Annotated in this window: 9 protein-coding genes; 4 read left to right on the forward strand and 5 right to left on the reverse strand. The window is 47.8% G+C overall.

The features are described 5' to 3' along the window. The first annotated feature begins 138 nt into the window (after positions 1-138). Complete coding sequence (locus tag KCV26_05770) at positions 139-2,382, forward strand: GH92 family glycosyl hydrolase (GenBank protein ID WZX37885.1); 2,244 nt, start codon at positions 139-141, stop codon at positions 2,380-2,382. 7 nt (positions 2,383-2,389) lie between these two features. Here the strand turns inward: KCV26_05770 and KCV26_05775 are convergent, their stop codons facing one another. Continuing rightward, a complete protein-coding gene (locus tag KCV26_05775) occupies positions 2,390-3,697 on the reverse strand; it encodes a 1-acyl-sn-glycerol-3-phosphate acyltransferase (GenBank protein WZX37886.1) in 1,308 nt (435 codons plus the stop codon). After that, positions 3,694-4,662 carry a bile acid:sodium symporter family protein gene (locus tag KCV26_05780; GenBank protein ID WZX37887.1) on the reverse strand — a complete coding sequence of 323 codons (969 nt, stop codon included), beginning with the start codon at positions 4,660-4,662 and terminating at the stop codon, positions 3,694-3,696. The genes KCV26_05775 and KCV26_05780 overlap by 4 nt, the downstream gene beginning before the upstream one ends. 212 nt (positions 4,663-4,874) lie before the next feature. On the opposite strand from KCV26_05780, the gene KCV26_05785 reads away from it, so the two are divergent. From KCV26_05785 to KCV26_05795, 3 genes are read left to right on the forward strand one after another with little or no spacing between them, the layout of a single operon-like run. Next, positions 4,875-5,579, forward strand: coding sequence for a hypothetical protein (locus tag KCV26_05785; GenBank protein ID WZX37888.1), 705 nt, complete (start codon positions 4,875-4,877; stop codon positions 5,577-5,579). 45 nt (positions 5,580-5,624) lie between these two features. Beyond that, positions 5,625-6,638, forward strand: a complete 1,014-nt coding sequence (locus KCV26_05790) for a sugar phosphate isomerase/epimerase (GenBank protein WZX37889.1) — start codon at positions 5,625-5,627, stop codon at positions 6,636-6,638. 14 nt (positions 6,639-6,652) lie between these two features. Further along, on the forward strand, positions 6,653-7,918 hold the full coding sequence (locus KCV26_05795) for a replication-associated recombination protein A (GenBank protein WZX38331.1): 1,266 nt from the start codon (positions 6,653-6,655) through the stop codon (positions 7,916-7,918). A 4-nt stretch (positions 7,919-7,922) separates the two neighbouring features. On the opposite strand, the gene KCV26_05800 is transcribed toward KCV26_05795, so the two are convergent. From KCV26_05800 to KCV26_05810, 3 genes are all read right to left on the reverse strand, one after another. Further along, positions 7,923-10,664, reverse strand: a complete 2,742-nt coding sequence (locus tag KCV26_05800) for an LPS-assembly protein LptD (protein ID WZX38332.1) — start codon at positions 10,662-10,664, stop codon at positions 7,923-7,925. 82 nt (positions 10,665-10,746) lie between these two features. Further along, the gene (gene thrC, locus KCV26_05805) at positions 10,747-12,051 is read right to left on the reverse strand and encodes a threonine synthase (GenBank protein WZX37890.1); all 1,305 of its coding nucleotides are present in this window, start codon (positions 12,049-12,051) and stop codon (positions 10,747-10,749) included. A 3-nt stretch (positions 12,052-12,054) separates the two neighbouring features. After that, positions 12,055-13,260 (reverse strand): cofactor-independent phosphoglycerate mutase, encoded by a 1,206-nt coding sequence (locus KCV26_05810; GenBank protein ID WZX37891.1) that lies wholly within the window; start codon positions 13,258-13,260, stop codon positions 12,055-12,057. Positions 13,261-13,266 lie beyond the last annotated feature (6 nt).

Raw genomic sequence — 13,266 nt, forward strand, 5'->3', positions numbered from 1 at the left:
TTGTTGCTGATTATTTTTGCAAAAATACACGAAGCTTTCGGTTTCAAAAATTATTTGCAAAAGAATTTAGGTTGTGTTGGACGATTATGGTTATTTTTGCACGAAATATAGGTAGAAGTTGAATCAATCATTTATCGTATGCGATCCGGACTGTTTTTTATTCTTTTTCTTGTGATTTCTTCGAATTTTTTCGGTCAAGACCTTACCGGTTTTGTCAACCCCTTTATCGGTACGACCAACTACGGCACCACCAATCCCGGGGCGGTACTACCCAACGGAATGATGTCGGTGGCCCCGTTTAACGTGATGGGGTCGGATGAAAACAAGTTCGATAAGGACAAGCAATGGTGGTCGACACCCTACTCGTACGAAAATAAGTTCTTTACCGGATTCTCGCACGTTAACCTGAGCGGAGTGGGGTGCCCCGAGGCCGGCTCTCTTTTGCTGATGCCCACATCGGGAGAATTGAATGTCAATTACGAGGAGTATGGCAGTGGGTATGCCGGTGAGCAGGCGTCGCCCGGCTATTATACCAACCGGTTGACCAAATACGGCATATTAACCGAAGTTTCGGCCACTACACGCACGAGTATCGCCCGTTTTACTTTTCCGAAAGGGCAGGCAAATATATTGCTGAACCTGGGGGAAGGTCTTACCAACGAAAGTGGTGCCTGGATGCGTCGCATCAGTGATACCGAAATTGAAGGGATGAAAGTGCTGGGGACTTTTTGTTACAACCCTCAGGCGGTTTTTCCCATTTATTTTGTGATGCGTGTCAGCAAACCACCGTTGACTGCCGGATATTGGAAGAAACAACGCGAAATGACAGCAGAGGCTGCCTGGGACAGTACGGCAGGCACACGGAAAATTTACACCCGTTATAGGCGGGATATTGCCGGAGACGATATCGGAGCCTACTTTTCTTACGATGTTAAAGCGGGTGAAACCATCGAAGTACAGATCGGGGTTTCCTTCGTAAGCACTGCCAATGCCCGCGAAAACCTGGAGGCCGAGCAAAACGGCTTTCAGTTTGATAAGGTCAGGACTGCTGCCCGCGAAAGCTGGGAGAAAGAGCTTGCCCGTGTAGGGATTGAAGGAGGTACCGCCGACCAGAAAGTGGTTTTCTATACCGCACTTTATCATGCGCTCATCCATCCCAACCTGTTTAATGACGTGAACGGCCAGTATCCGGCAATGGGAAGTGATAAGATCCTTACCTCCGGAGCAGGGCGATACACGGTTTTTTCGCTTTGGGACACGTACAGGAATGTGCATCAGATGCTTTCACTGCTTTATCCCGAAAAACAATTGGACATGGTCCGTTCGATGGTGGATATGTACAAAGAAAGCGGATGGCTGCCTAAATGGGAATTGTATGGCCGCGAGACTCTTACGATGGAGGGAGACCCGGCTATTCCGGTTATCGTGGACAGTTGGATGAAAGGGTTGCGCGACTTCGACGTGGAAACGGCTTACGAAGCCATGTATAAATCGGCCACTACGAAAGGTAAAGACAACCTTCTTCGCCCGGATAACGATGATTACCTTAGACTGGGTTATGTGCCGCTTCGTGAAAAATACGACAATTCCGTTTCTCACGCGCTCGAATATTACATCGCCGATAACGCCTTGTCAAAATTTGCTGCCGCCTTGGGAAAAAAAGAAGATGCCGTCCGTTTCCGCGCCCAGTCGCTGAATTATTCCCGTTATTACTCGCCCGAATACGGGGTGTTCCGCCCGCTATTGCCCGACGGAACTTTCCTGTCGCCTTTCAATCCCAAACAGGGCGAAAACTTTGAAGACGTACCTGGATTTCACGAAGGCAGTTCATGGAATTATTCATTTATGGTACCGCATGATGTGCCGGGATTGATTAAACTGCACGGCGGCAACAGAAAATTTACAAACAAGCTTCAGGAGGTGTTTGACGATGAGCATTACGACCCCACCAACGAGCCGAATATCGGTTATCCCTATCTTTTCAGTTACGTGAAGGGGGAGGAGTGGCGTACGCAACAACTTACGCAGGAGCTTTTGACCCGGTATTTTAAGAATTCTCCTAACGGACTTCCGGGAAACGATGATACGGGCACCATGTCTGCCTGGGCCGTATTCTCGATGATGGGTTTTTATCCCGACAACGCCACAGAGCCTTTTTACACTTTTACAACTCCGATTTTCGATAGAATAATGTTGCGGTTAAATCCGGACTACTACGATAACAAGGTTTTGGAGATGGAAATTGTTCGCCCCGGAAAAAATGCCCGGTTTATCGATAAAATTGTGATCGACGGAAAAAAATTCAACGGCTACCGTATTTCACACGAACAGCTGTCGAAAGCCCAAAAAATAGTTTTTTACCTGAAAGAAAGGAATCATTAACGTTGAGTCAGCTGTGGTTGATTTTAATCAGCTCCGTTAACTCTCTCCAACTGTCGGGGAACTTCTTCACAAATCGGTTAACGCACCATTTTCTGGCAAGAGATTTTGCCCATTTACGCCACCAGCATGCAAAATAGAACGTTGCAGGCATTAGAAAAGAATAGGCGAACGCCCACCATCCGTTGAAAACCAGGCCAACGATTAGGGATTGAATAACAACGAAAGCGGGGACGATAAACATACCGGAAACGACACGGACCGTCGGTATAAACTGATCGTCTTTAAAAAGCCCGAGTAGTTTTCTGTAGCCAATTATGGGAAAGATTCCGTTGACAAACCCGAAAACGGCCAGGGGCAGCGAAACGATCAGGAGCAACAGGTGCAAGACGATTAAAACCGTTGAGGCCGGTTTTAAGACATTGTCCCTGGATGTTAACCGGTGTTTTTTGAGTATGCTCTCTGCCCTGCGGAAATTTTCAATGTGCGTATCGAAGGAGGGCCTGTCCCGGTGGAACATCTCATCCAGCGTGTGGACAACCTCCTGCGAAGCCAGCAGATAATCTTCTTGCTTCCCGGCATATTTTCCCCTTACCAGTTGGGGTGCGTTCCAATCGATGGCCCAAACGTATTCATCGTAAAACGCATCGTTCCATATGTTCACGATCAGTCTCTTCATGCTGTTTTCCAGATCGTGCCTCAAAGAGTTGGCTGCCATGTTGGGGTTTTCTTCGTATTGTTTGCGGTAATCCGCCACTTGGATGGGTTTCCCGAAAACTACGTACGCATCGGAAAGGAATCCGAAAATATCCGGGTAATATACCCCTACGGGAATAACTTCGCTGTTCAAGGTGAAATCCTCGCTTGCTTCTATGGGCAATACAATTCGGGAAATGGCCTTCTGAACAGGCAGTAATGACATTTTGGGATTATGCCTCCCTTCTGGATATAGCGCCATCGGAATTCTCTTTTTCAGCAGCTCTCCGCTCAACCGAAACGATTCGTTGTTGTTCCCCAGGTTTTCCACCCCATCCCGGATGCGATATACCGGCATAATATGAAGCCACTTCATGATAGCGGCAACGGTAGGTTTCCTGAATACATCCGCACGGGCCAGGAAAACCGGTTCCTTTTTACAAGCGTTCAACAACAAAAAAGGATCGATAACGGCGTTGCGGTGGTTCGATGCAAAAATTACCGGATGATCTTCGTTGATGTTTTCAGTCCCCTTGTATACAATTTTCCTGTAATGCAGGTTGAGGGTGATCCGTTCGAAAAAACGGACAATTTCGTATCCTTTACTGTATTCGTACTTCATGATGTTACAGCAATGTGTTTAATGGATTCTCTCCGCCAGTAAAAAGCCAGCATCAGACCGGCAACAATGTGCCAGATTCCCCACCAGGCAGCAATAAATGCCATTCCCCCAAGCTCCAGTTCCGGAGGAAAAACCCGGGGATTAAAAATTAAGGCCAGTCCCAGCCCCGAGTTCTGTATTCCCGTTTCGATAGAGATAGTCCGGGAGTTAAGTTTATTTATCTTGAGGGCTCTGGGGAACAGGTATCCGCCTAAGAAGGCGATCCCATTATGCAGTAAAACAATCAAAAAAACCAGGTGGATGTATTTCAGAAAAAGGGAGAAATTTCCCGCCAACGCTCCTGCCAGGAAAGCGATAAAAAATAAAACCGATGCAATCTGTACGTGTTTTTCCACTTTTTTTACGAATACCGGAAATTTCATCCCGACGATCATTCCCATTATCACAGGTATTCCCAGAATGATGAAAACAGTGCGGAACATTTCCACGGGATCGATGGTGATTGGAACCAGAAGTGGGGATTTGCTAGCGTAAAGCCCGCCCCAGTAAGCAAAATTGAGAGGCGTCATAAACAAACTCAATACGGTGGTGGTTGCCGTCAGGCTTACAGACAAAGCCACATTCGACTTCGACAATGCCGAAATCATGTTTGAGACATTCCCGCCGGGACAGGAAGCTACCAGGATCATTCCCATTGCTACCGGGACGCTCGGTTTGATAACGAGGACCAGCAGGTAAGTTAAAGCCGGCAGCAGGATATATTGCGAGATAACCCCCACTATAGCCGGCTTGGGATTCAATGCGATGTCCCTAAAATGTTTGGGTCTTATGCCCAACGCCACACCAAACATAATAAACGCGATGGCTATATTCATCATGTTTAACGAGTTTTGGTTGAAGTTGAGTTGTACCGTGTTCAGCTGTTCCAGGTTTCCGAATAGTGACAAAAGCGGCAAATGTTGCATAGGGAGTACTTTATGATTTCCAGCCGCAAAGGTAACTTTTTTGAAAAGAAACGCAAAGCTAGATTTCGATAAATCTGTTTTAAATTCATTTAATAAAATATCCAATCAAAATTAATTGCTATTTTTGCAAAGGATAATCGTTACCTATGTTTTACGTATATTAATTACCAACATACATATAAAGAGGTTAAAAAAATTACTTCCGCGAAAACATGAAAGAAGAAAAGTTAGTCCGTTGCCGTCCTTGCGGTTATGTAATGAAAGAGAGCGAACTGGGTGATGTATGTCCTGCTTGTGGTTTACCGAGAGATGTATTTGAGCCCTACCGGGAAAAGGTCTCTTCCGGACGTTTGCGGTTTTTAGCCCTGGATATCCATCCCATAGCTATTCACCTTTCGCAGACATTTGTTGCCCTTGTGCCGTTTCTCATCATCTTCCATTATCTCTTCCCGGACTTTGAGCCGACGATCATCCATTCGGTGATTGCCTTTTCGGTATACTTGTTTCCGCTCACCCTTATATTGTCTGCATTATCCGGGTATGCAGACGGACTTGTACGTTTTAAAACGATAAACACCCCTTTGTTGTTAAAGAAGATTATTCTCAGTGTCATCGTGATTGCACTTGCCGTTATTCAGGCAATAGTTTTTAGGCGTGATATTTACCCCTGGTACTTTCTACTTCTTTCTCTCGGATCGCTTGCTACCGCCGTGCAACTGGGTATGTTGGGAAAACACCTAATCAACGTAATTCTTCCGGGCACTCTGGTGCTCCGCGGTGTGAAAAAACAAGCGTCATCCGCTGAGCCGGTAAAAAGTCCGAAAATGAGTCCGGAAGAAATTGCCCGGCGGGTACAGGAAAAGCAAGCAGCAAAAGCGCGTGCGCAGAAAGAAAACGGAACGAACAACACAGAATAATTCCTGAGAAATACAGATATCAGTTTATCAAATAAAAACAATAAAATGAAAGACAAAGAGATTTTTACAGAAAGGCTTTCCAGAAGAGGTTTTCTGGGTGCTGCTGCTGCTGCGACGGCTGCTTCAGTAATTCCGTTTTCTACATCGTACGGGAGTACTCAGTCATCGGCTCCGGGAAAGGGTATTCCGAATTCGAAATTCAGTGGAGTCCAGGTCGGTGCTATTACCTACAGTTTCCGTGACTTGACCGGTGGCCTTGAAGCAGTTTTAAAGGCTTGCGTTGATGCAGGCTTAAGCTCCGTTGAGCTGATGGGTACAGGCGTGGAGGATTACCTTGGAGCTCCCAAAAATCCGTTGCAACGTCCTCCCGGTGCTCCGCGTCAGCTTTCCGATGCAGAAAGGAAGACGCTGGATCAGTACAACCGCGACTTGAAAGAATGGCGAAAAGTAAACGGAACGCTGGATAAATATGCCCAACTCCGAAAAAAATTCAACGATGCGGGTGTGAAAATCCATATCTATAAATGGGTGGCCGGAAATACGGAAGAGGAACTCGATTATTCATTCAAAGTGGCCAAAACACTTGGGGCAATAGGAATCAGTGCTGAACTGAACGATGAAAATGCCCGGCTGATGGGGCCCGTTGCCGCCAGAAACGGGATGTACGCCATTTTACACAACCATTATCAGTTTGGAGAGCCCGGTTTTGATGTAGACGGGTTGTTGGCATACTCACCGGCCAACATGCTGAACTTCGATATAGGGCATTACCTGGGGTCAACCGGGTTGAACCCTGCCGATTTTATTCGGAAATATTACAACCGGATTGCAAGTATTCACGTAAAGGATAAGACGAGCGCAACGAATGCCACGCAAAAGAATACTAACCAGGTATTCGGGCAGGGAGAAACCCCCATTGCCGAAGTGTTGCGCTTAATCCAGAAAGAGAAGTGGCCAATTTATTGCGATATCGAATTGGAGTATCCGGTTGTACCCTGGTCAACTTCGGTAAAGGAGGTAAGAACCTGTATGGAGTATTGCCGGCAGATATTGATTTGATCCGTGAGAAAGTGATGAGTGCACCTTTGGCAGAACGGTTGCGTCCGCGGAGCCTGGACGAATTTATCGGGCAAACACATTTGGTCGGTAAAGGGGCTGTTTTGCGCAAGATGATCGATTCGGGCCGGATCCCTTCCATCATTTTCTGGGGACCGCCGGGTGTCGGCAAAACTACGCTGGCAAACATCATTGCCAACACGTTGCACGCTCCGTTTTATAAGTTAAGCGCCATTAATTCGGGAGTAAAGGATGTGCGGGACGTGATTGAGAAGGCCAAGAACAACCGTTTTTTTGAAGCTGCTGCCCCCATTCTATTTATTGATGAGATTCACCGGTTCAGCAAGTCGCAACAGGATTCCCTGTTACATGCCGTAGAAACCGGAATCATTACGCTCATCGGTGCAACAACGGAGAATCCATCGTTTGAAGTTATCCGCCCGTTGCTTTCGCGTTGTCAGGTTTACGTTTTGAAATCCATGGAGGTAAAAGACCTGCAGGTGTTGATGGATCGTGCGCTGACCGAAGATGATATCCTGAAAGGAAAAGAGATCGAAGTTGAGGAAACCGATGCTCTTTTCCGTTTTTCGGGAGGTGATGCGCGTAAGCTGCTGAATATTATGGAGCTGGTTATAGCTGCAGAAGAGACCGGAGAAAAAATCGTTATCACGGATAAGGGTGTTACGGAGCGCTTACAGGAAAATCCGGCGGCGTACGATAAGGGTGGCGAGATGCACTACGACATCATTTCGGCGTTTATAAAATCCATTCGCGGGAGTGACCCCGATGCTGCGGTTTACTGGCTGGCGCGGATGGTTGCGGGAGGGGAAGATCCTAAATTTATCGCGCGCAGACTGGTTATCTCGGCTGCTGAAGATATCGGGTTGGCCAACCCCAACGCCCTGCTGCTGGCCAATGCCTGTTTTGATACCCTTCAGAAAATCGGATGGCCAGAAGGGCGCATCGTATTGGCGCAAACAGCCATATACCTGGCTACCTCCCCGAAGAGTAATTCCGCTTACCTGGCTATCGACAGCGCCATTTCGAAAGTGGAGCAAACGGGAAACCTCCCTGTACCGCTGCATTTGCGCAACGCTCCCACTTCGTTGATGAAGGAGCTTGATTATGGGAAGGCTTACAAATATTCCCACGATTACGAGAATAACTTTGTCAAACAGGAATACCTGCCCCGGGAGTTGAAAAGCAGTAAGTTCTGGCAGGCTCAGCCCAATCCTTCGGAGGCGAAAATGAAGGAATTGATGAAAAAATTGTGGGGAAAATAAATGCTTAATACCAATTGCTTACGTTGTCGTACGGTGATGAACGCTGATCGTATTTCAAGTCTTGCAGCATGGAAGCGTTGGCTCGGATGGTAAAATTGTACGATTTATACGGCCCGATGGGGATAAAACTGGCCGACATGCTCCAGCAGTGCAGGTTCCGGGTCAGTGAGCAGTTGATGCTTGTGAATTTTTTATAATCAAAATTATAGTCGGTATTGAACGTCAAGTTCCAGTTTTTGGTCGGTTGGATGGAACCGCTGAAACCTAGGCTGTGCGTCAACTTTCCCGGATATTCCATCCGGTCAAAATCGAAATTCTGCATATCGTACCCATACCTTACCGAATAGTTAAACGAGAGATTCCACTGAATCTGATTTTTCAGGTAGCCGTCATCGTCAAATTCTCCTATGGACTGGCTTCCGGTATCAAAAACACTTTTCTTTGCGGCGGCTTCGTTTGGATTCCGTCCCATCGTGCCGTCATCAGGAAGGTTGGCGTTGGAGTCTTCTCCGCCCTCCTTGTCCTCGTTGCTAGCGTCTTCTTTGCCGAACAGTTTCTTAAAGGTATCCTGGTTGACGGAGTAGGAGAACGAGGTGCCGGTACTTTGCAGTTTCCCGATTCCTTTGCCGTTAAAAACACGTAGTTTGTCCACTGCAACCGGCCTTCCGTTCTTGTCCAGCTCATAGACATACGGGTCCCAAGTAGCGTTAAGGCTCAGGGTGTAGGATTTTGACAATTTCAAACGGACATTGGTGTTGATCATGCTCCATTTCATGGAGTCTGCCATCATGTTGTAGCTGAAGTTTACACCCAGGTCGTCGATTAGGCTTATTTTTTTTAATCCGGTGGTGTCGCTCTCGCTTTTCACTTTCATCTCGAGGTTGTTCTTAAAATCGAATCCGATACTCCCGCTTTGTCCTGCAGGAGCGGTTCCGAACATCATTCGGGAATAAGGCGAATAAGAATATTCCACATCCTCCCCGAATTCATTGCGGTAAGTGTATTTTTCGTAGAAACCGTACTTGGGATCTCCAAAATCGGGTTTGTAACTCAGGCTGATACTGGGTGAAAAGACGTGACGGATGCGGATGTCTTGTGCTTTGTCTCCGAAAATCTTCCAGGGAACGTACATTCCGTACAGTTTTGTATTGGCACTGATGGAGGCGCCATAGTCGTACACCCTTTTGAATCCGTTTACGGTATCCACAACCACGTTTCTCTTTTCCACCGGGTCCCAGGCCTCTTTTATTCCGCCGGTGTACCACCGTTCGGTGTAGTTCACCGACGGAGATATCTGGATCACGTCGAACAGCGAAAAGGTGGCACTCACCGGGATGCTGTGGCGCATGCCGTTTTGCCAGTCTTTGATAAGGTTTGATTTGAAGAACCTGTTCTCCTTGATCGCGTTTACCGAGTTGCGGAATTCACCCGAATAGCTCATGGATATTTTTTCGTACCACCTCTCGGCGCCTACCGCCTTTTTGCGCTTGAAGGGGTAGATGCGGTTCATGGTGATGGAGATGTTGGGCAACGTCGCGGAGACGGTGGAGTCGCGCGAGACCTGATTGATATTCATCGATGCCGATAAACTCCAGGGCGAATCGGGGAAGCGCTGCGTGATGTTTACACTCGAACTTTTGGTGTTGTTGGATGCCTCGCGGGAGTAGAGCCGGGATAAGTCGTTCAGGTTGGCACGGCTTGTTGAGAAGTTCACACTGGCGGAAAACGTCCGGTACATGTTGGCTTTCGGGTCTTGCGAGTGGGTCCAGTTAATCCTGAAATCTTTGGAGACCGAATAGGCACCGGGAATATTCAGGTCTTTTAATCCCTTATCTCCGATGACGGTATTCAGGTAGCTTCCGTTTACACTACCGGAAAACTTGTACCTCTTGCGGTAATTAGACCGTGCACTAAGCCCCCAGGTCCCTTTGGTATATATCTCGCCGGTCAGCGCTAAATCAACATAATCGTTAATGGCAAAGTAATATCCGCCGTTCTGAAGATAAAATCCGCGTTCCATCTCATCACCATACGATGGCATAATTATTCCCGAAGAATAGGTTTCGGTGAAAGGGAAAAAAGCAAAGGGCAGGACAATAGGGAAAAGCGGGACATCGGCAACCACCAGCCAGGCCGGGCCTGTGACAACATCTTTTTCGGGACGTACCTTGGCTTTCGACAAGTTCAGGTAAAAATGCGGATGATCGTGCAGGTCGCAGGTGGTGTATTTGGCATTCACCATATAGAAGGAATTGTCGGCATTCTTTTTCGCCGTGTTGGCGACGATGTTCCCTTCTCCCTGTTGCGTTATAACGTTGGATATAAATGCCTTGCCAGTGTCGAAATTGTAGCGGACCTTTTTCATTTCGTATTCGGTACCTCCCTGCGTAAATACGGGAAACCCGAACTCCTTTCCGACTGAATCGAGCCCGAAGGTGGATGAGATGAGATTGCTATCCAGGTTCATGGTGATCTGTTCCCCCTTGATGCCCAGGTCGCCGTATTTTACATCGGCGTCACCGTAAAGGTAACCCAAATTGCCTTTGGTGAAAACCATGGAATCCTGGGCTGTATAGAATACCGGGGCCGTGAGCTTCTCTTTTGTCGATAGTGAGTCTGCAGTAACTGAGTCTGTGGGCTGTTGACGCAATGAATCACTGCTCAGCGTTCTTGTTTGGGAAAAAGAAAGTTGAGGAAGAAGCGTGGTTACGGTTAGAAAATATAAAACGGTTATGAGTTGTTTCATCAACGAAAAGCCCCAATCTGATTCTAAGCGCAAAACTAATCAATTTAGGTTTAATAGCGTTAAAAAATATCCAAAATAAAACTTAAGACAAGTTTATTAACGCTTTTTTAAACGCAGCGAAATTCCGGGGGAGCGGATACGATTGTTTTTTTTGTTTCATGAATGCCCCTAATCCTTTGGGAATTTCAATTTCCTTTGCGATACAACTCTCCACGGTTTCCTTAAATTTGGCAGGGTGTGCAGTGGCGAGGAAAATACCTGCCTCACTGGCTTTCCGGCCTTTCTTCAGGGCCAGGTAAGCACAGGCGCCGTGTGGGTCAAGGAGATAGTTTGATCCTTTGTATACCCCTTTGATAGCCGATTGTATCTCTTCGTCGGAAAACCGGTATCCGGAAATATCTTTTGAAATGGCTTCGTGAGAGTGTCCGTAAAGGTTGAGGATGCGCTCGAAGTTGCTGGGTGAACCTACGTCCATGGCGTTGGCTATGGTTTGTACAGAGGGCCGGGGAGTATATTTCCCCGACTGTAGGTATTCCCGAAATACATCGTTGCGGTTGTTAGCAGCAATAAACCGTTTTACCGGTAATCCCATCCGTTTGGCGAAAAGCCCCGCGGTAAGGTTGCCCAGGTTCCCGCTGGGCACAGACAGGATCACATCCGTAGAAATCCCTTGCCTGGCCAGTTGTGCATAAGCGTAAAAATAATAAAACGACTGAGGCAGGAAGCGCGCCACATTGATGGAGTTGGCTGAGGTGAGATTCATCTGCAGGTTTAGTTCTTCATCCATAAACGCCGATTTCACCAGGGCCTGGCAATCGTCGAACGTCCCGTCAATTTCGAGTGCAACAATATTTTTTCCCAAGGTAGTGAACTGAGCTTCCTGAATATCGCTTACCTTTCCCGATGGGTACAAAACGAAAACGCGGATGCCCTTTACTCCCAAAAATCCGTTGGCAACCGCGCTTCCCGTGTCGCCCGAAGTGGCGACCAGTACTTTTACCTCTTCCTGCCTCTGTTCCTGCACGAAATAGGATAACATCCGTGCCATGAACCGGGCCCCCACATCCTTGAAGGCAAAGGTTGGCCCGTGAAAAAGCTCCAGCGCATAAATTCCGTCTTCCACCTTTACAAGAGGAATGTCAAAATTGAGCGTGTCGGCAACGATCTCATCCAGTTTTGTTTGTGGGATATCTTCCCCAAAGAAAGCCCGGGCTACCGTTCTAGCGATGGTTATCAATCCAAAACGGCCGATTTCATCGAAAAAAACCTCCGGAAGATGGGGGATACTTTCGGGCATATAAAGCCCCTTGTCGGGAGCAAGTCCTTTTACCACGGCTTCCCGGAGCGATACAACGGGTGCGGACTGGTTGGTGCTGTAATAGTTCATGTTCTACAAAATCAGATTCTTCATAAATTCATCCCCGCGAAGAAGGCCAAAAACACCTTTTTTCGCAGCAAACTCATCGTATGTTTTTACGCTGTCGGGTTCAATTCCTTTGTGATAGACAACAAAAGGAACGGCATCACGGGTGTGTGTGCGGATAGCACAGGGAGTGGGATGGTCGGGCAAGACGGCAATAGTGACGGGTTCGTCCCACGTTGAGGTTTCTTCGAAAATGGGTTTTACGATGCGCGAATCGAGGTATTCGATGGTTCTCACTTTCAAATCCACATCCCCTTCGTGTCCGGCTTCGTCGCTGGCTTCAATATGCAGGAAAACAAAATCGTTCTCTTTCAGTGCATCCAGGGCGGCACGGGCCTTCCCTTCGTAGTTGGTGTCGTACAACCCGGTGGCACCTTCCACCTGGATAACCTCCAATCCTGCATATACACCGATCCCCCTGATGAGGTCAACGGCCGAGATTACCGCTCCTTTTTGAATAGGATATTTCTTGTTCAGCGGCTGCATGCCGGGGCGATACCCGGGCGACCACAGCCAGATGCTGTTGGCCGGATCTTTTCCCAGGGCAATCCTCTTTTGATTTACGGGATGAGCCGGCAGTATTTCTTGCGAGGCAAGGATCAGTCTGTTCAGTTCGTCAGCAGTGCTTTGGGCGGGCTCTTCGGCCGGTTTGATCAGCAAGGGGTAAAAAGGCTTGTCGGGAACATCGTGGGGCGGGGTACAAACGATGTTTTTGTTTCCACCTTTTATTTTTAATAAATGGCGGTACGAAACACCGGGATAAAAGCGAAACCGGTCATTCCCGAGCCTGTCGTCCAGAAAATGAATCAGTTCGGCAGCTTCTGCTGTGGGAATGTGTCCGGCAGAGTGATTCTTCAGCACATCGTTGTCGATAGTCACTAAATTACACCGCATCGCCATTTCGTCCGGCAGAATATCTACACCCATGCTGGCGGCTTCCAACACACCCCGGCCTTCGTACACCCGGGGAACATCGTATCCCAACACGGAAAGATTAGCAATTTCGCTTCCCGGAGACATGCCTTCGGGAATGGTGTCGAGCATGCCGCTGCGTCCTTTTTGTGCCAGCCTATCCATATACGGTGTTTTGGCTGCCTGTAGGGGCGTCCTGTTGCCGAGTTTTGCAACGGGTTCGTCTGCCATGCCGTCTCCGAGGATGATGATGTATTTCATTTTTCT

Source organism: Petrimonas sulfuriphila (assembly GCA_038561985.1).
GTDB classification, from domain to species: Bacteria; Bacteroidota; Bacteroidia; order Bacteroidales; family Dysgonomonadaceae; genus Petrimonas; species Petrimonas sulfuriphila.

Bases quoted from the DNA above. Each gene is read 5' to 3' on its own strand.
- KCV26_05810 (WZX37891.1), bottom strand. From the start codon at position 13,260: ATGAAATACATCATCATCCTCGGAGACGGCATGGCAGACGAACCCGTT.
- KCV26_05795 (WZX38331.1), top strand. From the start codon at position 6,653: ATGAGTGCACCTTTGGCAGAACGGTTGCGTCCGCGGAGCCTGGACGAA.
- KCV26_05780 (WZX37887.1), bottom strand. From the start codon at position 4,662: ATGCAACATTTGCCGCTTTTGTCACTATTCGGAAACCTGGAACAGCTG.
- KCV26_05790 (WZX37889.1), top strand. From the start codon at position 5,625: ATGAAAGACAAAGAGATTTTTACAGAAAGGCTTTCCAGAAGAGGTTTT.
- KCV26_05785 (WZX37888.1), top strand. From the start codon at position 4,875: ATGAAAGAAGAAAAGTTAGTCCGTTGCCGTCCTTGCGGTTATGTAATG.
- KCV26_05775 (WZX37886.1), bottom strand. From the start codon at position 3,697: ATGAAGTACGAATACAGTAAAGGATACGAAATTGTCCGTTTTTTCGAA.
- thrC (WZX37890.1), bottom strand. From the start codon at position 12,051: ATGAACTATTACAGCACCAACCAGTCCGCACCCGTTGTATCGCTCCGG.
- KCV26_05800 (WZX38332.1), bottom strand. From the start codon at position 10,664: ATGAAACAACTCATAACCGTTTTATATTTTCTAACCGTAACCACGCTT.
- KCV26_05770 (WZX37885.1), top strand. From the start codon at position 139: ATGCGATCCGGACTGTTTTTTATTCTTTTTCTTGTGATTTCTTCGAAT.